Genomic DNA, 23,207 nt, shown 5'->3' with positions numbered 1-23,207 from the left:
GATGCGGGAGCGCTACCCTAATCCACTTTCCACATGACTACGTTCTACGGAAACGGGACAGCAAATTGCATATAGGGTATGGAAATCAATGTAATCGTGGATTCCGGGTAGACCAAGCCCGTTTGCAGAATTTAAGGTCCTGGAATCTTCAGTATTTCTCTGTGGTGCTACTCTGGGACATTCCGACTCTCACTTCTCAAACACGTAGAAGTACCTCTCCAGGCTCTTGTGAACCCTCTGGTAGTATCTCCCGACCAGTTTGAAGCCGACCTTTTCAGCCTCCTTTTTCCCGTCAAAGCTCGCCGGAAAGGCTATCGCCAGCCTTCCACCGGGTTCAAGAACCCCGTAAATGCTCTCCAATACCTTCCTGTACAGCTCCTCCCTTTTTCTTCCAGCGAGGGTCGCCGAGGTCCCGTAGGGCGGGTCTGTGGCTACGGCCTCGAACTTTTTATCAAACAGCTCCTCCAGCTTAGTTGCGTCGCCGAGCTTCAGCTCGTAGTTCTTTATTCCGTAGTGTCTGAGGTTCATTTCGGCGCCTTCGACCATCTCCGGCCTTATGTCCACCCCGTAAACCTTCAGTCCGAGAAGGCCTGCCTCAATCAGAATGCCACCGGCGCCCATCATGGGGTCGAGGAGTTCTTTCCTTGCCCCGGTCAGGTTCACAAGAGCCCTTGAAACCCTCGGGTGGAGGGAAATCGGCCTGAAAAACGGCCTGTGGTGGGCCTTTCTGCCCTCGAAGTCCTTGGGGTCGAAGAACCTAAGCTGTATCCCGGCGTAGAGTCTCTCGCCGCAGTAGACCCTGACCAGAGTGTCCGGCCTTGAGAGGTTCACGCGGAAGCCCTGGGCGTGTATAACCGCGCCGAGCTTCCTTGGGAGGTCAAGGACGTTGTGCCTGCAGTTGGCCATGGTCTCTGTGTCAACCTTGAATGCTCCTTCAATCGGCCACTCGACTTCTTTCGCCTTCTCTAAGAGCTCCTCCACCGATTCGGCTTCAATAATAAGCTCGCCGTACTCGTGGGTCAGGCCAAGGCGATCAAGGAACGGAAAGACCCGCTCGTCGGCATTCACCTTGAGGAAAAGGTAGTCCTGGCCTGCTATCTCTCCTCCGGCCAGTTCGAGCATGGCCTTTACCTCGTCCCTCGCCATCTCGGGCAGGTTTCCGAGTATCTCAACGTAGAGCATGGTTGGAGCTTTTCGGGGAGGTTTTTAAGTTTGTTCCTCGGTCAGCAGTTCCGTCAGGAACTCGTTGACGTCCCCCACGTCCCGCCCCACCATGACGAAGTCGAACTTTCTCCCGTACCTCCTCCGGTAGTTCTCCACGAAGAGCCCGTCGTTTGTCGTGTCGCCTATGTAGACCCCTGGCTCGCCCCTCACTAGCTCCCACAGTGCCCTGGGGTCTGGTTTGAGATAGACCTCCCTCGTAACGGCGTTTTCGAACCTGAACCCGATTATCTTCTCCGCCAGCTCCATCTCAAGGGAGCTCCTCCCGGTGACCACCCCCAGCTTGAAGCGCTCGGAGGCCCTCTCCAGGAGTTCCTTCCTGACGATGGGACGCTCTTTTCTCCACAGTCCCGGGAAGTCAAAGAGCCTCTCCGGGTACTCCATCCCCAGGTAGAACGTGTTGAAGACCCTCTCGATACTCCCGCCGAAGACCTGAAAGCCGAACTTCTCGCGAACCCACTCTATGGTTCCACCCTCCGGGAATTCATCAACGAGCTCCCCTGCCCTTCCGGAGAGGGCAAAGAGTATCAGCGCCTCGCTGACTTTGAAATCATCGCCAAAGGAACCCTTTCTCCTCAGCTCCCTGACCCACTCGGACTTTATCTCCCTCTCGATTCCAAAGAGCCTGAGGAAGTACTCGATCGTGAGCTTAACTGCCAAATCGTAGCTCTCGCTCACGTCTATGAGCACTCCGTCAACGTCGAACACTACCCACATGCATTTACCTCCAAGAATTCTCTGAGGGCCTCTATCAGCTCCCTGTTCTCCCACTTTCTCCCGACGGTGACCCGTATGTGGCCGGCGAGCCTTCCCGATAGCTTTCTCACGACTATGCCCTTCCCCAGAAGGAACTCGTAGGCGTCCAGCCTCATCAGGAGGAAGTTCGCGTCGCTGGGATAGGTGAACTCCCGGAAGCTCTTTCTTATCCTTTCCCTTTCCTCAATTATCTTCGCCACTCGCCTCTCCACGAGGTCGTAGTGCCTGAGCACAATCTTCACGGCCGCCGTTGTCATGACTCCAACGCTGAACGGTGACTTCACCCGGTAGAGGGCATCGACAACTTCCTCATTCGCAAGGAGGTAGCCCGCCCTGACCCCGGCCAGGCTGAAGGCCTTGGAGAAAGTCCTCAGGACTATGAGGTTCGGGTACTCCTCGATGAGCCTCCAGAGGCTCTTTCCTGCGAATTCAGCGTAGGCCTCGTCGAGGACAACAGGTTTCCCAGTGTCGAGAACCCTGACTATTTCCTCCTCCGGCTGGAGGTTTCCAGTCGGGTTGTTGGGGGAGGCTATGAAGACTACCCTCGCGTTCCCTGCCTTTTCCGCTATGGCGTCGCCGTCTATCGTGAAGTCCTCCCTCAGGGGCACCTCAATGAGGGGAACCCCGTTCAGCTTCGCGTAGAACGAATACATGCCGAAGGTCGGCGGCGTCGTGACTACGTAGTCCCCCTCGAAGAGCCGGACGAGGTAGCCTATCAGCTCGTCACCGCCGTTCCCGACGGCGACGTTCTCCGGAGACAGGCCGTAGAAGCTGGCTACGGCCTCCCTGGCCGGCATCGAGGTTATGTGAGGGTAGCGGTTGAAGGAAAGCTCCCTCAGCTCCTCGAATATCTCCTCCTTCACCCAGCCGGGTAAATCGTAGGGGCTCTCGTTCTTATCGAGCCTTATCGGGTAGTCTTCTTCCACAACGCGGTACGGCTCGAACGACCTAACGAGTTCCCGGATCCTCATCCCCGCCGCCTCCTCAGCTCGGCCATCACCTCGCCGAGGGAAACGTCGTTGTAGGCGAGAAGGACGAGCAGGTGGTAGAGCATGTCGGCGGTTTCGTATATCAGGCCTTCCCGCGTCTCTGCAACGAGAACCTCGACCGCTTCTTCTCCGAACTTCTTGTATATCCTCTCCCTACCTTCACGGAACAGCCTTGAGGTGTAGGAGCCTTCCACGGGCTCTTCTTTCCTTTTCCGTATAAGCTCCTCAAGCTCCCGCAGGATGGTCAGCGAGTAGTCCACCGGAAGAACCCTCTCCGGCTCGCCGAGCTTCCTGTAAAAGCAGGAGTAGTTCCCCGTGTGGCAGGCAGCTCCTTTCTGCTCGACGATTAGGAGGAGTGCATCGTCGTCGCAGTCAACCTTTATCTCCCTAACGCGCTGAAGGTTCCCGCTCACCTCGCCCTTCATCCTGACCCTTTTCTGGGAGCGGGAGTAGTAGTGGGCGTAGCCGGTCTGGAGAGTCCTCCTCAGTGCTTCCCTGTCCATGTAGGCGAGCGTCAGCACCTCGCCCTTAGTATCCTGAACGACGACCGGAACAACCCCGCCGTTCTCCTCCCAGTTGACCTTCTCGATGAGTTCCCCCACGTTCATTCTACCACCTCAGTAGTCGAGTCTGACCGGAATCCCCCTCCCGGCCAGATACTCCTTCAGCTCTCCGACGGTATATTCCCCATAGTGGAAGATTGACGCCGCCAGTGCCGCCTCGGCTCCGGCTTTGAAGGCCTCGTAGAAGTGTTCGGGCTTTCCAGCCCCCCCAGAGGCTATGACGGGAATATCTACCGCCTCTGCAACGGCCTTTGTCAGGGATATGTCAAACCCCTCCTTCGTCCCGTCGGTGTCCATGCTCGTGAGCAGTATCTCGCCGGCGCCAAGTTCCTCCACCTTTCTCGCCCACTCGACCGCGTCAATCCCCCTAGCTTTCCTTCCGCCGTGGGTGTAGACCTCCCGGAAGGAGCCGTTCCACTTGGCGTCTATCGCCACCACGAGGTTTGCACTGCCGACTATCTCCGCTATCTCCCTCACCAGTTCCGGCCTCTCAACAGCTGAAGTGTTTATGAAGACCTTGTCGGCGCCGCGCTTGATTATCTCCCTCGCCTCTTCAACCGTCCTTATGCCCCCTCCCACCGTGAAGGGGACGTATATTTCCCCCGCGATTCTCTCCACGAGGTCGAGAAGGATTCCCCTCTTCTCGTAGGAGGCGGTGATGTCGAGGAAGACTATCTCATCTATCCCCTCTTCCTCGTAGCGCTTCGCCAGCTCGACGGGGTCGCCGGCGTCACGTATGTTCTGAAACTTTATCCCCTTGACGACCCGGCCGGCCTTTATGTCCAGCGCCGCGATTACCCTTTTGGCGAGCATCCCGCCACCTCCAGAAGCTCTTCAAGGGTAACAAGGCCTTCGTACAGCGCCTTCCCAACTATGGCCCCGGAGAAGCCCGTTTCGGCAAGCCTCCCCAGGTCTTCGATGCTCGAAACTCCCCCGGCGTAGATGAACTCCTCGCTTTCCCAGAACCTCTCGATTTTCTCTATCCCTGTCAGCGTCCCGTCTCTCTCGACCGAGGTGTAAACGAACCTGTTCACGTAGTCCCTCAGGGCTTTGTAGGCCCTCTCAACCGGCATACCGCTCTCAAGCCAGCCCTTCACCGCAACCCTTCCGCCCTTCGAGTCGAGGCTCACCGTTATCCCGTCAAAGTCGTCAGTCACCCTCTCAAGGAACCCAAGGTCAAACGCCTTAGTGCCGATTATCACGTTCTCGACGCCGATTTCGTAGGCTCTCTCTATGGCCTCGTAGCTCCTTAAACCGCCTCCGAGCTGGACTCTGAGACCTGTCTCCTCGATTATTCTCCCGACCACATCGAGGTTCCTCGGAAAGCCCTCGAATGCACCGTCGAGGTCAACGATGTGGACTTTGTCCACCAGCTCGGCGAAGCGCTCCGCTATCTCCAGCGGCTCGCCGTAGACTTTAACGTCCTCTCTTCTCCCCCTGTAGAGCCTCACGGCCTTTCCGTTCATGAGGTCTATGGCAGGATAAACCTCCATCTTAAAGCCCCCTGAAGTTCCTCATGACCCTCAAACCGTTCCTCCCGCTCTTCTCCGGGTGGAACTGGACGGCGTAGACGTCCCCCCTGCAGACGGCGGAGGTGAAGACCACCTTTTTTCCCTTCGACTCATAGTCGGTAACGCCCGCAACGATGTCCTCTCCAGGAACCGCGTAGTAGGAGTGGACGAAGTAGAAGTACGCTCCATCTCTAATCCCCTCGAAGAGCGGGCAGTCCTTCCTCTTCCACAGCTGGTTCCAGCCGATGTGTGGGGTTCTGACTCCCTGAAACCTGACCACCTCTCCCCTGAAAACCCCGAGGCCGGACTTTCCGGGGCTCTCCTCGCTCCCCTCGAAGAGGAGCTGGAGGCCGAGGCATATCCCGAGGAAGGGTTTTCCATCGTTTATTGCGTCGAGTATGACCCCTCTCAGCGATTCGAGCCTCTCCATCACCGCCCCGAAGTTGCCGACGCCGGGGAGGACGAGCTTGTCAGCTTTTTCAATCTCGTAGGGGTCATCTGTAATGACTCCTCCCAGGGCTTTTCTCACGTTGGCGAGGTTGCCTATCCCCAGATCAACTATCGCTATCACCCTCACACCTCCAGCAGGCCCTTCGTGCTCTCCAGCTTTCCGCTCTCCTGAGTTGCCTTCCCGAGGGCCAGGCCGAGGCCTTTAAATGCCGCCTCGATAACGTGGTGCGCATTGACCCCGTTCAGCGTTTTCACGTGGATCGTTGCCCTCAGCGAGCGGGCCAGCCCCCAGAGGAACTCCCTGACGAGGGAGGCCTCAAAACCCTCCTCCCTCTCCTTAAAGTCCAGTTCAGCGCTCACGTATGGCCTTCCCGATATGTCCACCGCGACGAGGAGTAAAGCGTCGTCCATGGGCATCACCGCGTTCCCGAAGCGGGCGAACCTCTCCGGGAGCTTGGAGCGGAGCTCCTCCCCGAGTGTTATCCCTACGTCCTCCCACAGGTGGTGCCTGAGGTCGTAGCTCGCGGTGACCTTCGCCTCCCGCCCCATGTAGAAAAAGAGGGCGGTGAGGAGGTGGTCGAGGACTCCATCGCCCGTCCTTATCTCCCCCGCCACGTCGAGCTCCACCGTCACGTCGGTTTCCCCCGTCTTCCTGTTCATTTCCGCACCTCCATGCTCCTCCTGTGGAAGGCCATCCCCTCTATCTCTGCCAGCCTCAGTCCGAGCTCCCTCTCCGAAAGGAACTCCTCCCTGCTCACCTGGGCCAGGCTTATCGGCTTGAGGAAGTCCCTGACCGTCAGCACACCGCTGAACTTCGCCGCTCCTCCCGTCGGGAGGACGTGGTTGACGCCGAGGAAGTAGTCGGCGGCCGGAACGGGGGTATAGCTGCCGAGGTAAATCGCCCCGGCGTTCTCGATGAGGTCAACGAGCTCCATAGGTCGAGCGGTTATTATCTCAAGGTGCTCGGGCGCTATCTCGTTGGCCTTCTCGGCGCACTCCTCAAGGCTCTCGCAGAGTATGACCTCTATTCCCTCGCGCGAGCAGTATTCGGCCAGCTCTCCTGAAGTGGTGAGAAGCCACGCCCTGCTGTCCTTCCCGTGCTCAAGCTGGCTGAGGAGGTCCGCCAGGACGTACTCCCTCTCAGCGGTTTCGTCCGCTATCACCGCTATCTCCGAGGGCCCGGCCAGGCTGTCTATGCCGACGACACCGAAGACCTGCCTCTTGGCCTCGTTCACGAACTTATTCCCCGGACCGAATATCTTGTCCACCTTCTTCATGCCGACCCCGTAGGCCATCGCCCCTATGGCCTGAACACCGCCCAGCTTGTAGACTTCGTCTATGCCGAGCAGTTTGGCGACGTAGAGCACGTAGGGGTTGATTTTGCCGTTCTTCGGCGGGATTGTTACGGCTATCTCCTTCACCCCCGCTATCTTTGCCGGAACTGCAACCATCATGAGGGTTGACGGCAGGGGCTTTCCGCCGGGAACGTAGATTCCTATCCTCCTTATCGGGCGGTAGATGAGGCCGTAGAGAGAGCCGTTTTTAACGAAAAGTTCCTCTTTCGGCTTTTGTCTCTCGTGGTACTCCCACAGGCGTTCAACTGTGCGGAGGATTGTCTCTCTGTCTCTCTCAGGTATACTCTCCACTGCCTCCCTGAACTCTTCTTCGGTTACGCGGAAGGGACCATCGTAGTTGTCGAACTTCTTGGAGTACTCCCTCACGGCTTCGATGCCACGCTCGCGTATATCCCTCAATATTCCGGCGACGTAGCTCTCAAGCTCAAAATCCATTCCTAATCACCTCCTTTACCGCAAAGACGAGCTCGTTTATCTCCTCAAACTTGGTCTTCTGGGCTATTCTATTCACGAGGAGCAGAGCTGAGACGTCCATTACCTTTTCCACCTCGACGAGGCCGTTGGCGCGGAGCGTGCTCCCGGTCTCGACGATGTCCACTATCGCGTCGGCTATCCCTATCTTCGGCGCCAGCTCGATGCTCCCGTGGAGCTTCAGGATTTCCACCTCGACGTCGAGTCCCTCGAAGAAGCGCCTCGTTATCCTCGGATACTTGGTGGCTATCCGATACCCGTCCATCTCCTCTGGTTCCACGGCCTTATCAGCCGGCATGGCTATGCTGAGCCTGCACTTCCCGAAGGGAAGTTCGAGGGGTATTAGGACGTCGCTCCCGCGCTCCTCCACGACATCGCTCCCGGATATGCCAACATCGATTCCGTACTCAACGTAAACCGGAACGTCGAATGCCCTCGCAAGGAGAACCTCGTAGCTGCCAACCCTCTCAATGAGCCTCCTCTCCGCGGGGGCTCTCAGCTCGATTCCTGCTCTCCTCAGGACTTCCAGCGAACCCTGGAGGAGCCTGCCCTTGGGGAGGACGAACCTTATTGGAGAGCCGTTGGAACGCTTCATTCACTCCACCTCCACCGGAATGCCCATCCTCACAAGCCTTTTGGCCTCGGTGAAGACTTCCCTGGGCTCTCCGCTCAGCCTCTTCCTGTTCCGGTCTCCTTTCTTTCTGAAGAGCTTCGAGAGTGCTCCCATGTCAAAGGCAAAGCCGAAGGCGGGCCTTCCTTTGAAGGTGTACTCCCCTCCACCCCCGAGGGGCTTTCCAAGCTCGGGTGAATAAATCTCGAAGAGTATGTCGCGGTAGTATGGGAGTGGCCTGACGGTGCCAAAGTCTATGAACAGCCTCTCGTCGTTGACAGCCTCGACTATTCTGTCAAGCTTCTGATAACCGCTCTCCTTTCCCCAGAAGTTGAAAAGCCTCCACAGCTCCTCCTTTTTCTCCCCACTTATCGGGAGACGCTCTATTATCTCGAAGTTCCTCCTCACGAGTGCCCTGTAGACTTCTCCCCTGAACTCTGCTATTTCCTCAGTGGCTTCCTCCCAGACCTTCAGGCTCCCGATGTCTATGTAGAACTCCTCTATCCCCACCGCTTCGAGGGCGGTTATGACCGTGAGGAGCACCTCGGCGGCCATTTTCGTGACGTCTCCGCCTATGTACTCCACCCCCGCCTGCCACTGCCCCCTTACACCACCGTCGAGAACCTCGCTGATGTAGTAGAGTTTAAGCCTTTCCGGCGGCTCCTTGATGTTCTCCAGTATCTGCGACGTTATGTCGGGTTTTATAACGTAGAACCCGTTGTTGTAGGCGAACTTAGTTCCCTTTCTCAGATTCTTACTGTACTCCTCGATTGCGGGAAGGAAGATCTCCCGATAACCCCAAAGCTCGAAGGTTCTCCTCAGATATTTTCCAACCTCTGATAGTCTCCCGGATTCAAAGAGCAGGCCCTTTCTCACACTAACCCCTCCTGGGCTTTATCCACGAGATTAACAGTGCAACTGTCCGGGTCTAACGGTGTTCCAGAAGAGTCAATGATGGCAGTATCTTACGGAAGAAGGGACTATTATCTGGTTCTCAAGGGTGTATTTGGGGTCAGCTCTCTCAGATTCTCTCATGTTTGACACCTCCACCAACATGCCAACCTGCCTTTGGAGGTTTATAATCTTATTCGGAGTTCTACTGTTTAAACGTCAGAAAAAATACCTTTTATGGGCATTTAGTCAAAACTGTGTCGACTTCTCTCATCACACCCGACGAAATGATAACCAGATTTGCGCCATAACGTTAATATCCTCCTTCACCAATCTATGCTGAGGTGATTTTCGATGGAGATAACGGACAAGGAAGTTTTTGAGATTGCCATAAACTCCGAGATAAGGGCCAAGGAGGCCTATGAAAAACTCGCCTCCCTGACCAAGAGCGACATCATAAGGGATGAGTTGCTCTTCTTAGCCAAGGAAGAAGATAAGCACCGCGAGATAATAGAAAAGATGGCCGAGAAGTTTGAGGGGGAGAGGACCGAGCCGAAGAAGATAAACATCGACGTCATGGCGGAGTTCCGGGTCATAGCCGAGAAGATGGCCGAGGCGATCAAGAAGCCTGACGTTAACATCGATGAGGTCTACGAGATAGCCATGCAGGCCGAGCTCGTCAGCGAGAAGCTTTATAAAGAGCTCGCCGGCTACGCCGCCACAGAGAAGACGAAGCTAATGCTTGAGATGCTCGCCGACATGGAGAGGAACCACTACAACATCCTCCGCAAGCAGTACGACTACATAACGCGCTACCCGGACATATACAAGGAGGAGTTCTACGACCAGCTGATGAAGGACATAAACTTCAACTTCTGATTGCCCCCTACATTTTTCTTGGGGGCATCCATCAGTTTTAAATACTATTGTAGTGAATTTGTATTGGTGGTGTGAATGGCGGAGAGGGTGGAATACCCGATTTCCGTGAGACTCCCGGGATATGTGGTCAAGAAAATAGACGAGCTGGTAATGAAAAAAGAGTTCAGGAGCCGCTCCGATTTTATTAAATTTGCTGTTACAGTAACTCTTGGCCAGATAATGTTGGAAGAAGCCAGAGAAGTGGCCAGAGGGCTCACACGAGATGATATTAAAGCCGAAGTGGAAGAAGCTCGGAGGAGGCTGGCCAAGGGAGAATTCGATGACGAATGGCCGGAAGTGGAGAAGGTTTTGAAAGAGGTTGAAGGGGAATTTCGGAGGCTCACAGGTGCTGGGGAATGAGGGTCGTTATGGACACCAACGTCGTCCTAGCGAGATACCTGAAGGGCTCGGTTGTGATTCCCTCTTTTGAAACGTTTAACTTCTCCAGAAATCCGGACGATAATAAATGGCTGGGTATAGCCTATAAAGCGAAGGCTGAATACATCCTAACGTGGGACAAGGACCTCTTGGAGTTGAGGGGGCGACAACAAAACTCTAAGCCTTGGAACCCACGTCGTCAGGATACTCAAGCCGATCGAGTTCTATCATGAGGTTCTCAAGGCCGAATGCTGATGAACTCTGGCTGGGACTTACTTTTTTCAGTGTTCAGCTTGATTTGCATGATGAGTTTTGTCTTTATAATTGCTTGAGTTGTCTTGTTAAAACTTCTTAACACCGAAAGGCTAATAAACGATTAAGATGTAACATTGAGTGCAAAACCCTGTTTGGGGGGGCGATGGGGAATAGAATCCGATTGGACCCTTCTCGCGTCCGAGGGGGCGATTCTATGAGGCGTCTGGCAGTGTTGGTAATAGTCCTCGTCTTGATGGTACCGCTCGTCTCGGCAACGCCCTACTGGTTCAAGGAAGGGATTTATGCGAAATACATTTCCAGGGGTCAGATGCTTACTATCGAGACCAATACTTCTGATGGATATATCACATATGCTTGTCAGGGGATTGAACTTACGTGGCGCGTCCTTAAAGTTACTGGGGATCGAGTCCAAATGTCCGTTCTTCTCCGAGGTTTTAACTGCACGAAAAGTGTTCAGAAAACCCTGGATGAGGAAACGGCAAGGGAGATACTCCGAAGGTATCAGGAGAAGTACAACTTCACTGGTGGAGAATGTCTGAAAATTAGCAGTCAGTTAAGGAACGTGACCATCTGCGAAAACAGCTATTCCGAGGTGGGGGTCAGTGGGAGAATAGGACTGACAATTGAGGAAGGGGTTGGTCATCTCTTTAACGAATCCCTTATACCCGAGACTCCCTCATGGGGAAATGCTTTTGAGCTCGATCTGAAGACGGGCGATATCTACGTCAACGGGAGTCCTGTGGGAAAGAACTTCCTCTGGGCCGAAAACCCTGCCAACATAACGGGACTTGAGATACTGCCGGGGCTAAAGGTTGAGAACGTCAAGATGATAAACTCGACTGCTTTGACATACTACGGCGAGTTCAACGCTCCAGTTTACATGGCCCACACGAACATGATGAAGGGAGAGAGTGGCTTTGGAAAATGCGTCCTCCTCTACGACGGCTCAAGTGGTCTGGCAATAGCTTTCTTCACCCCGTTCAGTCCCCTGTGGAAAGTTCTTGGAATAAGTGAGGCTATGATCCAGGACACTGAGTTAGCGAGGGAGCACGAGGAGGAGATCAAGGAGAGCAACAAGATGCCGCCCTTCGGCCTCGTCCTGGCCGAGACCAACATAGACTTCACTAAGCCAGCAGAGCTCCCCGACGAGGGGCCATCCAGAACCGCCATCGTAGCCGTCGTTGGTATAGCTATCGTTCTTGGCGTGCTCGTCCTCTGGAGGTGGAGGCGGTGAAGGAAGTCCTCCGCTGGGAGCTCCGCTCCCCCTTAACTCTGGCCCTGGTCTCGGTCGGGGCTGTTCTCGTTGGAACCGTGATGAAGAGGTACTACCTGACCTGGAGCGCCAGTTCCCATGGCGGGCCTCACGGGGTGGGTATACTTGGTTTGGTCTTCCGAACGGCCTTCACCGGCGACGTTTACCTGCTCCTGGCTATACTCGTGCCCTTCATAATAACCCTGGCGGTGAGGCTCGAAAGGGACGAGGGGGTTGCCCTCTCGGTGTATTCCCTCCCAGTTTCGAGGGTTAGAATCCTCCTCGCCAAGTTCCTGGCGGCTTTTCTCGTGCTCTTCATCTTCATCTTTGCGGTTTACCTCCTTGTCTTTGCCCTGCACTTCTCGGCAACCCCCGATGCCGTGCTCAGCGCTCTGAAAGTCCACGTGGCCCAGATGGCGTTCTTCTACCTCTCCGTCCTGCTTTTCATGACCTCGGTCGCGGCCCTGATAGCGATAGCATCACCGAACACCTACGTCTCCATCTTCGGTGGATTCATAGCGCTCTACCTTCCGGAGTTTCTGGGGACGAACTGGTACGGGCCGGTGCCGTGGAGGAATGTCCTGATAGACTACAAATCCGCGACGATTTCAGCGTGGTCTGACCCGGTGTTCTCGTGGGCCTTCGTGAAGATGACCCTCCTCCCGGCGCTGGCGTTCCTTGTCCTTTACATACTTGTCGGCAACTGGAGGGACGTGAGATGAGGCTCTTCAAGGCTCTCCTCCTCACCCTGATGCTCGTCTCGCTGGTGAGCCTGGTCCTTCAGTCGAACCTCAAACCGAGCGATGTCCACTACAAAACGGTCTTCGTGTCCGGGAGGGAAGCGACCGCCGTCTACATATCATCAATGGCGTCGGTGAAGCTCTACGCCGTTGGAACCGGGGAGTTCAAGGTGAAGGACCTTCAGACGGGGGAGACGATATTCACCGGAGAAGTGGCGGGCAACGGGGCCTTCGCGCTGGTCTTTCCCCACCCGGGCTTCTACGACTTCAGCGGGAACTCCAGCCGGGGCATCACGATAACGATAACCCCGATTGACGTGGGCTTTCCGGGGAAGCAGAAGTCGGCACACCTGTGGGCTTCGGCTTTATTCGGGGGGCTTTTAGCGCTTACCCTGCTTGGAGGTGGAAGGAGATGAGCGCGGTAATCGAGGCAAGGGATCTTCACAAGCACTTTGGGCCGATAAAAGCCCTGCAGGGAGTCACCGTCGATATACCCGAGGGCCTGACGCTGATCCTCGGGCCCAATGGTGGTGGAAAGAGCACCTTCATGAAGGTCGCACTGGGCCTCTACAAGCCCACCAAGGGAACCGTGAAGCTCCTCGGAAAGAACCCCTGGAAACACCCGGATGTGAGGAAGGGCATCGGGGTGGCCTTCGACCCAGGGAGGTTTCCAAAGCTGACTACCGGAGGGGAGTGGCTGGAGTTCATAGCCAGGGCACGAGGGGCAGATAGGAGCGATGTGGAAAAGGCCGCCCGATTCTTCGGCATCGAAGACGCCCTCGACAGGCGCATAGAGGGCTACTCCTCGGGAATGCTGAAGAGGCTGAGCCTTGCCCAGGCCTTTGTGGGAGAACCCGACGTGATATTCCTCGACGAGCCCCTGGCCAACGTGGACTTCGAGAGCGTCGCCGAAATCGTGCGGGTCATAGGCAAATGGAAGGGGAAGGGCAGGAGCTTCGTCCTCATAAGCCACATATGGGAGCCCTTTGAGGGGCTGGCCGACTACGGGGTGGTCATCAGCGGTGGAAAGGTCTATCTTAAGGGAGAGTTCAGGGATATAGCCGATGACGTAGCCGGAATGTTCCGACCGTCGGAGATTAAGAACGGCAACCCCGGCTGAGGTTATCCCCCGAACTCCCCGTTCACCGCTATCCAGCCCACGTAGATTAGAAACGCAAGTACGGAGTACTCCATAAGCGCCGCGAGCTTCCGGTTGTTCTTTTCCATCTTCTTTGCCAGTACCTCCGTTCCCGCGTAGGTGTGGAGGAGCAGGAGAGAAACGAAGCCCAGCTTAACCAGCCGGCTGAGGTGAATCGCCTGGGAGCGGGAGAAGGTCAAAAGCCCCAGCGAAGCGTTTCTGGCAGCTTCACTCGTCAGCCCGTAGCCGCTTATGACGAGCAGCCCAGCAAAGAGGAGCAGGGGCAGAGAGGTCCACTCTACAATCGCTATGGCCGTTTTTGCCTTCATGTCCTCACCCGCCGGGGGATTGATCCGTGATATAAGCGTCGTCCGGATAGCCGGCGCTCTCCCACGTGCCCTTGAAGTCGTAGCTTACGAGCTCGATTTTCGTGAGGTACTTTATCCACTTGTAGCCCCACCTGCCCGGAGCGACTATTCTCGGGGTTATCAACTCGCCGTTGAGTTCGTAGGCTATGATGATGTCCTCGTCCCTCATCACTGTATCAAGGTAGAAGTCCGTCGTAAAACCGTCGCTGGCGTAGAGGGCCACCTTGTATGTCCCGCCTGTGGGCTTTGCCAGCTCAAGGACTGTCTTTAGTGGAACGCCCTTCCACGTCCCGTTTTTCCTGACTTTTCCCGGTTCGCCGACGCAGTAGAGCGCCGCCTCCACCTCCTTTGAGGGGAGCTTTGAGAGCTCGTCGTAGGTGATGTTGTAGGGCCTTTCAACGAGCCCCGTGACCTGGATGACGCCGGCTGTACTGGGAATATAATCACTCCCCTGCTTTTCTTCTCCCTTGGCCAGCAAGTACGTGCCAGCAATCAGGAGGAGAAGAACCAGAAACCCAAAGATTTCTTTTCTCATAAAGCTTCACTATGAGGGTTTTCTTTTGGACATATAAAAGGATTCCTGGACAGACCTGCCCACTCATTCTTTTTTCAGCACGACAAATTCTTTGTAATCCATCACCTTGGTGAAGCCCTTTCTTATATAATATGAATAAGCCTCAAGCTCCGGGAAGGTTATCACGTAGGGAACCTTTCCAAGCTCCCTGAGGCGCTGGATGGCAAATTCCAGCAGCCGGGAGCCGTATCCCCTGCCCTTGTACGCCGGATCGACCATGAAGAACTCGACGAGCCCCGTCCTCTCGTCTTTGATTTCGTCCGGCACCCACCAGACGTCCTTGCCTTCGAGGTTGTAGACGAGGGCAACCGTTCCGGCGATTTTTCCTTCGTCATCCCTTAGAACGTAGAGCTCGTCGAGCTCATCTCTAAGCCTAAACTCAAGGAACGGTTCGTAAACTTCTCTGAATCCCTCGAAGTCGTCCGTTGATGGCTTGTCCTCCACCCACTCCAGGGCAGGGTAAGCCCCGCCGGTCCCCTGATAGACCCTGAAGACGAAGCGAACCAGTTCGTCCTTAAGGCTAAGCGGCTCATCCACCCTCTCAATCCTCATAACTGTCCACCAAAGGTTATTAGGGTCCGAGACCTAAAACGTTTTGGTGATAGCATGAACGAGCTTGAAGCGCTGGCCTTAGCCCTTGAAGTTGAGAAAGCTGAGCTAAAGTTCTATCTAAACCTGGCAAAGAAAACCAAGGATGAGAAGGCAAAGAAAATGTTCCTGTTTTTAGCGGGGGAAGAGGCCGAACACTGGGAGGTCTTCGAGGAGAAGTTCCTTGAAAGTGTGGTGGAGAAGTGTCAGTTGCCGGCAATAAACGAGGAACTCCTTGAGAAGCTTCTCGTTAAGGCCGAAAACATTGACAGTGAAGTTGATGCCGTGAAAATCGGTATGGAGCAGGAAAAGCTGACCTGGGAATTCTACGAGAAAGCCGCGAGAGAGGCGGAGCACGAAGCGGTGAGGAGAATCTTTGAGGAACTGGCAAAGGTTGAGAAGGCCCACTACGAACTCCTGAAAGCCCAGTACGATTCGGTCATGAAGACCGGCATCTGGATGGACTACCAGGACTTCAGCCTTGAGGTGGACTGAATTCCTGCTCTCCACTGCCGGGGCGTGAACCTCGGACTCCAATGATATCTGGCAAAACTTCAGGGGCTTCCAGTAGCTGGACGTCGTGCCTTTTACGGAGCTCCCTGCGCAGCCAGTACGAATGCTCCACTCCAACCAGGACCAGCATCTTACCGTCCGTCTTCCCCTCATTTGCCTTGAGGATCTGTTCCAAAAAATATCCATTCCACTTTTCCCATGCCGCTTTCTCATCTTTGCCGAACAGCGAATTCTGGTAGTTCCTTTTGATTTCGAAATGCCTGTCCGTCTCGTGAGAGTTGACATCGAGAACCGAACCCCACCAGTTGAAAAGCACGCCGTATAGAGCTTCCACGTAGAGTTTAAAGTGTTCCAGTGCTTGGGGATTGCTCTCCTTCAGGTTCTTCATTGATCTCTTTGCCATCCCTATGAGTTCGGAATACTTCGGCTCGGGCGGTTCGAGGGGGATAACCTCGCACTTCAGTTTATCAATCAGGGGATAAACGCTTTTCTGGTACTCCTGCTTTATTGTCTGTGGCACCCTGCCATCAACGTCTGAAGGCCTCAGCTCAACGGCGAGGATGTCCGGTGAAAATGCCTCGATTATGTTTGAAAGGTGCTCGTATGTGTAGTAATCCACGTGGCCGTGGAACTGGTGCAAGGTAGAGAGAACTAAAACTTTCATAATATCACGTCCTTTGTAGTGTTTAGAGAAGATGTACTATAAAAGACTTTGCCATAGAATTGTTTCCACGCTTCCAGACGAAAAAAGAGAATTAATACGCGGCCCTTCTGTATTTGCACTTCATTCCACCCAAACATTGACGAGCTTGACCCTTCTGCCCGTTTTCTCCCTTATCCTTTCAATTATCTCGTGGTCGTTGAGGTCAATGACTTTGCCCCCGCTTATCAGGTTTATATGGGGTTCGGTGTTAAGCTCAACCCTCGTCTCCCCATCTAATGAGAAGAGTTCCACGAGTTTGAGCTCCTTTAACGTTATCAGGTTGGAGTAAAGCGTCGAAAAGCTCATCGTTGGAAAATCCTCCCTTATTTCAGCCAGCACTTCAGTCAGGGAAGGGTGGGACGGCCCAAGCTCCTCAAGGACTTCGATAAGCTTGAGGCGCTGGGGCGTGAGTTTGTAACCGCTCTCCCTGAGTCTTTGTAGGGCCTTTTCTCTCCACATAGTTCAGCCTTTGTAAGCTGACTTATAAGCCTTTCTAATCAAAACTAACTTCTAAATAGAAAGGTTTATTAACAAGAAATACCTAGGGTTTCTGGTGAAACCTATGTCTGAACACAACCGAAGACTTGTTGAGAAGGCCGGAATAGACGTGGAAAAACTTCTGGATATGCTGCTAAGGGCCGCAGCCGCGGAGTTTACGACCTATTACTACTACACGATTCTGAGAAACCATGCGGCAGGCATGGAGGGCGAGACGATAAAGGAGATAATCGAAGATGCACGCCTTGAAGATAGAAACCACTTCGAGGCCTTAGTCCCAAGGATTTACGAGCTTGGCGGTGAGCTCCCGAGGGACATCGTTGACTTCTCCAAGATGGCCTGGTGCCGCGACGCTTACCTCCCAGAGGAGCCGACCGTTGAGAACATCCTTAAGGTCCTCCTTGAGGCAGAGCGCTGTGCAGTCGGCGTTTATACCGAGATATGCAAGTACACCTTTGGGAAAGACCCGAGGACGTATGACTTAGCTTTAGCCATACTCCATGAGGAGATCGAGCACGAGGCATGGTTTGAGGAGCTCCTCACCGGCAAGCCGAGCGGCCACTTCAGGAGAACAAAACCCGGGGAGAGCCCCTTCGTCTCGAAGTTCCTGAGGTGAAAGGGTTATTAACGTCCGAATGTATTGTGTGGTGGTGATACCATGCTCGCTGAAAAGCCCTACCTCCTGGGGAGGGAGAAGCCCCTCTCAAAGAGGGAAATAGCCCAGGCCTTACGCTGGGCCATCGAGGCCGAGCTCGACGCTATAAGCTTCTACGAACAGCTGGCGGAGCTCATAGAGGACGAGAGGATAAAGCACATCTTCTACGACGTCGCCAACGAGGAGAAGGAGCACGTTGGGGAGTTCCTAGCGGCGCTCCTTGAAGTTGATGAGGAGCTCGTAAAGTACATGAAGGAAGGCTTCGAGGAAGTTGAGGAAGAGACCGGCATAAAGGTCGAACTGTGACCTCTTCATTCCTCTTTTCCCTCGCTTCCTTTCGATTCTCGTGCACTAAGCAGTGGGTTGATGCACCCTTTTGCTCAATGAAAAACGTTATTAAGGTTCGACGTTCATATAGTTCTGGTGATGTGCATGGTTGAACCACTCGTTAAGAGGGCCTACGAGACCGAAAAGAAGGCCGCCGCGAGCTACACGGACGGTCTCGGCCTCATAAGGGGGCAGGGTCTGAAGTACACCAAGGTTGAGGAAGTCGTCGGCAGGATAGCCATAGACACGATAATACACAAGCACCTGATGAAGGCCATTCTGGAGGCCCAGAAGGAGCTGGAGAAGCTCGCGGGAGAAGGGCCCATAGAGGAGGTCAAGGAGGTCGAACTTGTACCGGAGCAGAAGGCCCTGGTCAAGCGCTTTGCCGAGATGCATCTGGAGATTGAAAAGGACATGATAGAGACCTACCAGAGGATGGCCGAGAAGATGACCCACCCCCTGTTTAAAGGTCTCGCCGAGGCACTTATTGAAAACGAGAAGGAGCACCACAGGCTCCTTGCAGAGCTCATAGCGAAATACAAGGAGTGAAGCCCTGCCTTTTCTTTAAAAATTTTAAAGAGTGCATGAAATCACGGGCCAACGTGCATCATCTGGCTGTACATCTCCCAGTCGAGGAGGAGCTCGTATTCGGCGCGTAGGGTGTAATAGTGACCCTTCTCCATGTCGCTGAGGTAGCGCATGAGCCTTTTTCTGTCTTCGGTCTCGACTATCTTCTCGACCTCCTCGTAGAAGTGAGCCGCTATCTCCTCCGCTCGCATAGCCCATCTGATGAGGTCTATTATATCTTGGGCGCCGTGGAGTTCCCTGGCAACGGGTTTCAGTTCTGGGCCTATGTGCTCCTTGGGGAACACGACCTCCTTCCCGGGGAACATTGCCCCGTACATCTTCCTGAGCAGGGCCTCGTGCTTGCCCTCTTCTCCTGCGAGCCACTCTATTTTCTCTTTCAGGGTTTCTATCTCTATCCTCTCTGCGAGGCTCTGGTAGAATTTCCTCGCCCCAATCTCGGCCTTTATGGCCATCCCAAGGAGTTCCTCAAGGGAGAAGTCCTTAATCCTTTCGAGGGGAAGCCCCTCGTCCAACTCTGGTGGAACCATAACTCATCCCTCCGCTAGCAACAGTCCAATTTCATTGTAAACCTTTATCTTATTAAATCCTTCCTGCTTCAGAACGGAAACTATATCGTTTAAAATCTTGCCTTGGACGTTCACGGCTAGCATCTGACACGCGTGGCACTCCGGCGTTGATCTGGCCATCAGGAGAAAGACCTCAACGTTCCCTTCCTTTACAGTCAGGCCGTAGAGAAGGCCTTCCTCCACGATGTTCAACTCGGTCTCGGGGTCTTTTACCCTTTCCAGGATTCTGACGACCTCGAAGACTTCTGGGGGGAGGTCCTCCCGGGGGCGTCTTTTTGGTGTTTTTCGAGGTTTGAGAAAGTTAAAGAGGCTCAAATCTCAGACCCTCTCAGTGCTGATGTCCTCAATGGTGTAGCCCTTCCTGTTCTCAAAAACTCCCACGGGGTTGTTCTTAAGGTCGTAGACGTAGACGTTCTGGAACCTTACCAGGGCAAAGCGCTCAATTATGTCCCCGATTATCTTTGAGTATGCTATCGCACTCGCGCCGGTTATGTTGTACTCGGCGTGGCTCTCAAAGTTGAGCCAGACTTTGAGGGTATCCTCGCTAACCTCAAGACCGGCCACGACACCGGAGTCCAGGATGTCCCCTCCTGTGACCGGGTCGGTTATGTTCGCCAGCTCCTCAAGCACCGCCCTGTAGTGTTCCGGCCAGTCCCTACCAGGCATGTAAACCTTCATTTTTCTCACCTACTGGGTGTTGGGAGTGTCCGGTTATAAGCCTTCCTGGGCAGTTCTGGGGAAGCGCGCCCTGAGAACACCGTGAAGTGCGAGGAGTACTGCGACCCAGAGTGCGGTTGACAGGAGGTACAGGCCCACGGCAACTGGGCTCCCTGGGTTGGCGGCGTTCAACGGCACAAAGAGGGTGAACATCCACGCTGAAAGCCTTGCGAGCCTGCCGTACTGGAGGGGGGTATGGACGTAAAAGGCTGCCGCGTCCATGAGGATTACAACTGCTATCGCCGAGAACGATTCGATTATGTAGAGAACCCTGTCCCCGCTGAGAACCAGCGATCCCACTATCACCGCCACCTGAAGGAGCATCTCGGGCTTTGCCCTCACGAGACCGCTCTCTGAGAGGGCGTAAACTATCAGCGCCGGACCAAGAATTGCAGGGAGTGCCATGACCTCCGTTCCCATTCCCACTATAAGTTCTATGAATCCGAGGGCCGTTAAGATGCCCCCGAGAAACATAAACTTTGAGATGCTGCCCGTCCCAAGCCGGAACTTTTCTATGTTCCTTGAAAGGTTCCACGTCAGAAAAATCCCGGTGAGGACCAGGATCCCTCCTGTGCCCATGATGGCATGATATGGATGCATCTTCTATCATCTCGCACGCGATACGTCTTAGAATACCTCTACGGCAGTGTAGATAAACCTTCCGGACGTTGCTCGGGTACCAAAGAGAGGGGGTTGGGGCAAAAAAGGGAAAGGTTCACTCGAGCGTGACCTCGTTCTCCCAGAGGCCGTGGATGTTGCAGTAGCTCAGGGCGTAGAGCTTGCCTTTCTTCTGAGTCTTAAAGAAGAACACTGCCCTCGGCTCGGTGAGCGGATCACTGTGGTTGGTGAATGCAACCCTGCCGACGAGAATCGGGAAGTTCTCTTCCTCTGGGTGGAAGTAGAGCTCGATCCAGGCTATGTGGTGCTCCGGGGTGTTCGGGTGAGGTATCTCCTTGCCGACGCTGACCTCGACCTTCACGAGGTCGCCGTCCTTCTCGTACTCTATAACGGGGACGTGCTTCTCCCCCTTCCAGTCTCCACTCTTTATGGTTCCGCTAAGCATCTCGACCACCTCACTCTATCTTTTCAAACATGTCTTTTGGAGCGCCGCAGAGCGGGCAGACCCAGTCCTCCGGAAGGTCCTCAAACTTGGTTCCCGGCTCAACCCCGCTGTCCGGGTCGCCCTCGTCCTCATCGTAGATGTAGCCGCATACTATACACTTCCATTTGGCCATTTCTTTCACCACCCTAATGTTATTAGTCCGTCCTTATAAGGTTTGTGGTTCAAACCTGGGAAATGGAAAAACGAAAACTCATTCAAAGACCACGAACTTCTCCCTGGGGGCTCCACACACCGGGCAGTACTCGGGAGCCTCATCGACGGCAGTATAGCCGCAGACAGGGCAGATGTAGACCTTCTTTATTTCAATGTCCTTCCCGCTCTCGGCGAGCTCCTTAGCCTTGGCGTAAAGCTCCGCGTGTATCTTCTCGGCTTCCAGGGCGTAGTGGGTCGTCCTCACCGCGTCTTTCTCACCCTGGAATTCCGCGGTGTTTTTGAAGACGGGATACATCTCCTCGACCTCGTAGGTCTCGCCGTCTATACCTGTCTGAAGGTTTTCCGGCGTCTTGCCGAGGTGTCCGAGAGCTATGAAGTGGTTCTTGGCATGGACAAACTCAGCGTGGGCTATTGCCCTGAAGAGCTTGGCTATATTCGGGTATCCTTCCCTCTCAGCCTGCTCGGCGAAAATCAAGTACTTCATGTGGGCCATGCTTTCGCCGGCGAAGGCATCCTCCAGAAACTTTCGGGTCATCTTTCTCTTCACTACCATACGGGACCACCAACAAACGGTGCTGCACTAACATCTTCGGATTCAGAGTATATAACGATTTTCCAAACCAAAGGTTTTGGGAAGCTCGCACTTCAGTCAATAGGCAGTCCCTCTTTAATGGCCTTTTCGAGCCGGAACGCTTTCTTTATGTTACCTATGACAACTGCACCGACGGTTTTATCCCCCTCGCGGAAGACCTTGGCACTCTCATCGAGCCATTCGCCTTTTCCCTTCGTCCGTCCGATGAGGGCCACGCTGAAGTCGGCGAACTTGAAGAATGCCGAGCGGAATGAGAAGTCGTAGCGATCCTCGACTCCCCTTAGAAGGTTGGCGAGAACCTTCGCCTGCTCCACAGCTGCTTTGGCGGTTCCTCCAATGACTCCTCCCAGTTCCGCGCAGTCCCCTATAGCGTAAACGTTCCTGGCCGAGGTCCTAAAGTGGTCGTCCACCAGTATTCCCCTTCCGGTGTGGATACCGCTCCTCAGGGCCAGCTCTTTGTTAGGCACTATCCCAAAGGCGCAGACCTTCAGTCTGCCTTTGATGTAGCCCCTATCCGTTTTCAGGCCATCTTCGTCCGCCCCTAAGGCCCTCGCTTCAAGGTGGAACTCGACCCCAACGGCTTCAAGTTTTTCTTTTATGATCCCGCTCAGTTCTTCGTCGAGGCCGAGGAGGCCCTTTCTCCTGTGAACGAGCCGAACAGTGTAGCCTGCTTTGGAGAGGTTTCCGGCCAGTTCGAGCGCTATGAATCCCCCGCCGAGGATCGTCACCTCGCCCTCCTCCCTGAGGCGTTCCCTCATGAGCTTTGCATCTCTGAGGGTTCTGAGCGTTAAAATATGCTCTCTGCCCGGAATCGCCGGTTCCCTGGCCCTCGCTCCGGTTGCCATGACGAGGACGTCGTAGGGTACCTCGCCGTTATCGGTCACGAGGACCTTGCGGAACCTGTCGATAAGCTTCGCCTCCGTCCCAAGGAGCAGGTTTATGCCCTTCCCTCCGTACCAGTCAAGAGAATATGGAAAGAGCCTCTCCTCGGGAATAAAGCCCGCTATGTAGTGGCTCAGCATGGGCTTGGAGTAGTGTGGGAGGTTTTCCTTTTCCACCACTGTTACATCGAATTCGCCCGCTAGGCTCTTGGCCAGCTCAACGCCCCCGGGTCCGTTTCCAACTATGACGAGTCTCACACCCTCACCTCACCGTCTGGTGCGTGGGCCGAGGTATAGCTCCAGCTGGGCGCCGAAGAACTCCACCGGCGCGTTCACGTATTCCGGCTGTCCCTGTGTGAGATCTTCCAGGTACTCAACGTGGCTCCTTATAGATGCGTAGTGCGCCCGCTCCTGCGCGGCCAGGAAGCCGAATATGCCCCTGTGTTCGGGTAGTACCTCACCCAGGTGGCGGTATATCCTCTCGGCGGTTTTTTCATTCACGAGCGCCACCCTCATCGCTTCGATGAGGTTTGCAACGGTGTCCACTTTCACTGACGTCTCGGCAAAGGGTATTCCCTCCGGAACAACATAGCTAGTGTCCCCAAACAGAGTCTCGTGGAGTTTGATCAATATTGCTCTATGGCCCTCTTCGGCCTTGGCCAGCTCCCTGAAGAAGTCTCCCAGAAGGGCCCCGCTTGTTGATGCAAGAGTTTCGTAGAACCGTTTTGCATCCTCCTCCGAGGCAATGGCGTAGCCCAGTATCTCCTTGGGGGAGAGCTGGGCAAGTTTATCAAGAACATCCTCCATCTACATCACCATCTCCATGTTTCACATTGAAGTAT

At 54.6% G+C, this 23,207-nt stretch carries 36 protein-coding genes; 11 read left to right on the top strand and 25 right to left on the bottom strand.

Annotated features, from left to right (window positions below; genetic code table 11):
* Positions 1-189: 189 nt before the first annotated feature.
* The 11 genes from E3E25_RS06330 to E3E25_RS06280 are packed head-to-tail and all read right to left on the bottom strand — an operon-like array spanning position 190 to position 8,802.
* Positions 190-1,182 carry a TIGR01177 family methyltransferase gene (locus E3E25_RS06330; RefSeq protein ID WP_167892284.1) on the bottom strand — a complete coding sequence of 331 codons (993 nt, stop codon included), beginning with the start codon at positions 1,180-1,182 and terminating at the stop codon, positions 190-192.
* Positions 1,183-1,206: 24 nt separating this feature from the next.
* Positions 1,207-1,938 carry an HAD family hydrolase gene (locus E3E25_RS06325; protein ID WP_167892283.1) on the bottom strand — a complete coding sequence of 244 codons (732 nt, stop codon included), beginning with the start codon at positions 1,936-1,938 and terminating at the stop codon, positions 1,207-1,209.
* Complete coding sequence (hisC, locus tag E3E25_RS06320; RefSeq protein ID WP_167892282.1) at positions 1,929-2,948, bottom strand: histidinol-phosphate transaminase; 1,020 nt, start codon at positions 2,946-2,948, stop codon at positions 1,929-1,931. Before hisC ends, E3E25_RS06325 begins: the two co-directional genes overlap by 10 nt.
* Positions 2,945-3,574 (bottom strand): bifunctional phosphoribosyl-AMP cyclohydrolase/phosphoribosyl-ATP diphosphatase HisIE, encoded by a 630-nt coding sequence (hisIE, locus tag E3E25_RS06315; RefSeq protein ID WP_167892281.1) that lies wholly within the window; start codon positions 3,572-3,574, stop codon positions 2,945-2,947. Before hisIE ends, hisC begins: the two co-directional genes overlap by 4 nt.
* Before the next feature lie 9 nt (positions 3,575-3,583).
* Positions 3,584-4,342 (bottom strand): imidazole glycerol phosphate synthase subunit HisF, encoded by a 759-nt coding sequence (hisF, locus tag E3E25_RS06310; protein ID WP_167892280.1) that lies wholly within the window; start codon positions 4,340-4,342, stop codon positions 3,584-3,586.
* On the bottom strand, positions 4,324-5,022 hold the full coding sequence (hisA, locus tag E3E25_RS06305; protein WP_167892279.1) for a 1-(5-phosphoribosyl)-5-((5-phosphoribosylamino)methylideneamino)imidazole-4-carboxamide isomerase: 699 nt from the start codon (positions 5,020-5,022) through the stop codon (positions 4,324-4,326). The genes hisF and hisA overlap by 19 nt, the downstream gene beginning before the upstream one ends.
* A gap of 1 nt (position 5,023) precedes the next feature.
* Positions 5,024-5,611, bottom strand: a complete 588-nt coding sequence (hisH, locus tag E3E25_RS06300; RefSeq protein ID WP_370456652.1) for an imidazole glycerol phosphate synthase subunit HisH — start codon at positions 5,609-5,611, stop codon at positions 5,024-5,026.
* Between the two features lie 2 nt (positions 5,612-5,613).
* Positions 5,614-6,150 carry an imidazoleglycerol-phosphate dehydratase HisB gene (gene hisB, locus E3E25_RS06295; RefSeq protein WP_167892277.1) on the bottom strand — a complete coding sequence of 179 codons (537 nt, stop codon included), beginning with the start codon at positions 6,148-6,150 and terminating at the stop codon, positions 5,614-5,616.
* Complete coding sequence (gene hisD, locus E3E25_RS06290; protein ID WP_167892276.1) at positions 6,147-7,280, bottom strand: histidinol dehydrogenase; 1,134 nt, start codon at positions 7,278-7,280, stop codon at positions 6,147-6,149. The genes hisB and hisD overlap by 4 nt, the downstream gene beginning before the upstream one ends.
* Entirely contained in the window at positions 7,270-7,887 is a 618-nt protein-coding gene (gene hisG / locus E3E25_RS06285) for an ATP phosphoribosyltransferase (protein ID WP_167892733.1), read from the bottom strand. Before hisG ends, hisD begins: the two co-directional genes overlap by 11 nt.
* Before the next feature lie 24 nt (positions 7,888-7,911).
* Positions 7,912-8,802 (bottom strand): ATP phosphoribosyltransferase regulatory subunit, encoded by an 891-nt coding sequence (locus E3E25_RS06280; RefSeq protein WP_167892275.1) that lies wholly within the window; start codon positions 8,800-8,802, stop codon positions 7,912-7,914.
* A 369-nt stretch (positions 8,803-9,171) separates the two neighbouring features.
* Between E3E25_RS06280 and E3E25_RS06275 the strand changes: the two genes are divergently transcribed.
* The 7 genes from E3E25_RS06275 (at position 9,172) to E3E25_RS06245 (ending at position 13,501) form a co-directional block, all read left to right on the top strand.
* On the top strand, positions 9,172-9,696 hold the full coding sequence (locus tag E3E25_RS06275) for a ferritin family protein (protein WP_167892274.1): 525 nt from the start codon (positions 9,172-9,174) through the stop codon (positions 9,694-9,696).
* A 75-nt stretch (positions 9,697-9,771) separates the two neighbouring features.
* A complete protein-coding gene (locus E3E25_RS06270) occupies positions 9,772-10,095 on the top strand; it encodes an antitoxin (protein WP_167892273.1) in 324 nt (107 codons plus the stop codon).
* A complete protein-coding gene (locus tag E3E25_RS06265; protein ID WP_240910746.1) occupies positions 10,092-10,346 on the top strand; it encodes a putative toxin-antitoxin system toxin component, PIN family in 255 nt (84 codons plus the stop codon). The genes E3E25_RS06270 and E3E25_RS06265 overlap by 4 nt, the downstream gene beginning before the upstream one ends.
* 236 nt (positions 10,347-10,582) lie before the next feature.
* The gene (locus E3E25_RS06260; protein WP_167892272.1) at positions 10,583-11,623 is read left to right on the top strand and encodes a hypothetical protein; all 1,041 of its coding nucleotides are present in this window, start codon (positions 10,583-10,585) and stop codon (positions 11,621-11,623) included.
* Positions 11,620-12,363 (top strand): ABC transporter permease, encoded by a 744-nt coding sequence (locus E3E25_RS06255; RefSeq protein ID WP_167892271.1) that lies wholly within the window; start codon positions 11,620-11,622, stop codon positions 12,361-12,363. Before E3E25_RS06260 ends, E3E25_RS06255 begins: the two co-directional genes overlap by 4 nt.
* On the top strand, positions 12,360-12,797 hold the full coding sequence (locus E3E25_RS06250; protein ID WP_167892270.1) for a hypothetical protein: 438 nt from the start codon (positions 12,360-12,362) through the stop codon (positions 12,795-12,797). Before E3E25_RS06255 ends, E3E25_RS06250 begins: the two co-directional genes overlap by 4 nt.
* Positions 12,794-13,501, top strand: a complete 708-nt coding sequence (locus E3E25_RS06245) for an ABC transporter ATP-binding protein (protein ID WP_167892269.1) — start codon at positions 12,794-12,796, stop codon at positions 13,499-13,501. The genes E3E25_RS06250 and E3E25_RS06245 overlap by 4 nt, the downstream gene beginning before the upstream one ends.
* 2 nt (positions 13,502-13,503) lie before the next feature.
* Here E3E25_RS06245 and E3E25_RS06240 read toward each other — a convergent pair whose 3' ends face one another.
* From E3E25_RS06240 to E3E25_RS06230, 3 genes are all read right to left on the bottom strand, one after another.
* Positions 13,504-13,848 (bottom strand): hypothetical protein, encoded by a 345-nt coding sequence (locus tag E3E25_RS06240; protein WP_167892268.1) that lies wholly within the window; start codon positions 13,846-13,848, stop codon positions 13,504-13,506.
* A gap of 4 nt (positions 13,849-13,852) precedes the next feature.
* A complete protein-coding gene (locus E3E25_RS06235) occupies positions 13,853-14,422 on the bottom strand; it encodes a molybdopterin-dependent oxidoreductase (protein WP_167892267.1) in 570 nt (189 codons plus the stop codon).
* Positions 14,423-14,485: 63 nt separating this feature from the next.
* Entirely contained in the window at positions 14,486-15,013 is a 528-nt protein-coding gene (locus E3E25_RS06230; protein ID WP_167892266.1) for a GNAT family N-acetyltransferase, read from the bottom strand.
* 54 nt (positions 15,014-15,067) lie between these two features.
* Here E3E25_RS06230 and E3E25_RS06225 point away from each other — a divergent pair, with 54 nt between their 5' ends.
* Positions 15,068-15,544 carry a ferritin family protein gene (locus E3E25_RS06225; RefSeq protein ID WP_167892265.1) on the top strand — a complete coding sequence of 159 codons (477 nt, stop codon included), beginning with the start codon at positions 15,068-15,070 and terminating at the stop codon, positions 15,542-15,544.
* Here the strand turns inward: E3E25_RS06225 and E3E25_RS06220 are convergent.
* Together E3E25_RS06220 and E3E25_RS06215 are read right to left on the bottom strand one after the other, a co-directional pair.
* Positions 15,525-16,226: a hypothetical protein gene (locus E3E25_RS06220; protein ID WP_167892264.1), complete on the bottom strand. Its 702-nt coding sequence runs from the start codon at positions 16,224-16,226 to the stop codon at positions 15,525-15,527. The two genes, E3E25_RS06225 and E3E25_RS06220, sit on opposite strands and share 20 nt — an antisense overlap.
* A gap of 120 nt (positions 16,227-16,346) precedes the next feature.
* On the bottom strand, positions 16,347-16,724 hold the full coding sequence (locus E3E25_RS06215; RefSeq protein ID WP_167892263.1) for a Fur family transcriptional regulator: 378 nt from the start codon (positions 16,722-16,724) through the stop codon (positions 16,347-16,349).
* A 103-nt stretch (positions 16,725-16,827) separates the two neighbouring features.
* On the opposite strand from E3E25_RS06215, the gene dps reads away from it, so the two are divergent.
* From dps to E3E25_RS06200, 3 genes are all read left to right on the top strand, one after another.
* A complete protein-coding gene (gene dps, locus E3E25_RS06210; protein WP_167892732.1) occupies positions 16,828-17,379 on the top strand; it encodes a DNA protection during starvation protein in 552 nt (183 codons plus the stop codon).
* 42 nt (positions 17,380-17,421) lie between these two features.
* Entirely contained in the window at positions 17,422-17,724 is a 303-nt protein-coding gene (locus E3E25_RS06205; RefSeq protein WP_013466634.1) for a ferritin family protein, read from the top strand.
* Between the two features lie 120 nt (positions 17,725-17,844).
* Positions 17,845-18,294: a ferritin family protein gene (locus tag E3E25_RS06200; RefSeq protein ID WP_240910789.1), complete on the top strand. Its 450-nt coding sequence runs from the start codon at positions 17,845-17,847 to the stop codon at positions 18,292-18,294.
* A gap of 41 nt (positions 18,295-18,335) precedes the next feature.
* Here the strand turns inward: E3E25_RS06200 and E3E25_RS06195 are convergent, their stop codons facing one another.
* The 9 genes from E3E25_RS06195 to E3E25_RS06155 form a co-directional block, all read right to left on the bottom strand.
* On the bottom strand, positions 18,336-18,860 hold the full coding sequence (locus E3E25_RS06195) for a ferritin family protein (RefSeq protein WP_167892262.1): 525 nt from the start codon (positions 18,858-18,860) through the stop codon (positions 18,336-18,338).
* A 3-nt stretch (positions 18,861-18,863) separates the two neighbouring features.
* Entirely contained in the window at positions 18,864-19,214 is a 351-nt protein-coding gene (locus E3E25_RS06190) for an iron-sulfur cluster assembly protein (RefSeq protein ID WP_167892261.1), read from the bottom strand.
* A 3-nt stretch (positions 19,215-19,217) separates the two neighbouring features.
* Positions 19,218-19,577, bottom strand: a complete 360-nt coding sequence (locus E3E25_RS06185) for an iron-sulfur cluster assembly protein (RefSeq protein ID WP_167892730.1) — start codon at positions 19,575-19,577, stop codon at positions 19,218-19,220.
* A 33-nt stretch (positions 19,578-19,610) separates the two neighbouring features.
* Positions 19,611-20,216: a hypothetical protein gene (locus E3E25_RS06180; protein WP_167892260.1), complete on the bottom strand. Its 606-nt coding sequence runs from the start codon at positions 20,214-20,216 to the stop codon at positions 19,611-19,613.
* A gap of 115 nt (positions 20,217-20,331) precedes the next feature.
* On the bottom strand, positions 20,332-20,679 hold the full coding sequence (locus E3E25_RS06175; RefSeq protein ID WP_167892259.1) for a class II SORL domain-containing protein: 348 nt from the start codon (positions 20,677-20,679) through the stop codon (positions 20,332-20,334).
* Between the two features lie 10 nt (positions 20,680-20,689).
* Positions 20,690-20,851 carry a rubredoxin gene (gene rd / locus E3E25_RS06170; protein WP_167892729.1) on the bottom strand — a complete coding sequence of 54 codons (162 nt, stop codon included), beginning with the start codon at positions 20,849-20,851 and terminating at the stop codon, positions 20,690-20,692.
* Positions 20,852-20,929: 78 nt separating this feature from the next.
* Positions 20,930-21,445 (bottom strand): rubrerythrin family protein, encoded by a 516-nt coding sequence (locus tag E3E25_RS06165; protein WP_167892258.1) that lies wholly within the window; start codon positions 21,443-21,445, stop codon positions 20,930-20,932.
* A gap of 92 nt (positions 21,446-21,537) precedes the next feature.
* Positions 21,538-22,623 (bottom strand): FAD-dependent oxidoreductase, encoded by a 1,086-nt coding sequence (locus E3E25_RS06160; RefSeq protein WP_167892257.1) that lies wholly within the window; start codon positions 22,621-22,623, stop codon positions 21,538-21,540.
* Positions 22,624-22,632: 9 nt separating this feature from the next.
* Positions 22,633-23,172 (bottom strand): ferritin family protein, encoded by a 540-nt coding sequence (locus E3E25_RS06155; RefSeq protein ID WP_167892256.1) that lies wholly within the window; start codon positions 23,170-23,172, stop codon positions 22,633-22,635.
* Between the last annotated feature and the right edge of the window lie 35 nt (positions 23,173-23,207).

Source organism: Thermococcus sp. MAR1 (genome assembly GCF_012027305.1).
Classification (GTDB): Archaea; Methanobacteriota_B; Thermococci; order Thermococcales; family Thermococcaceae; genus Thermococcus.
Note: the sequence above shows the minus strand (reverse complement) of the source record. Positions and strands in the feature narration are given on the sequence as shown.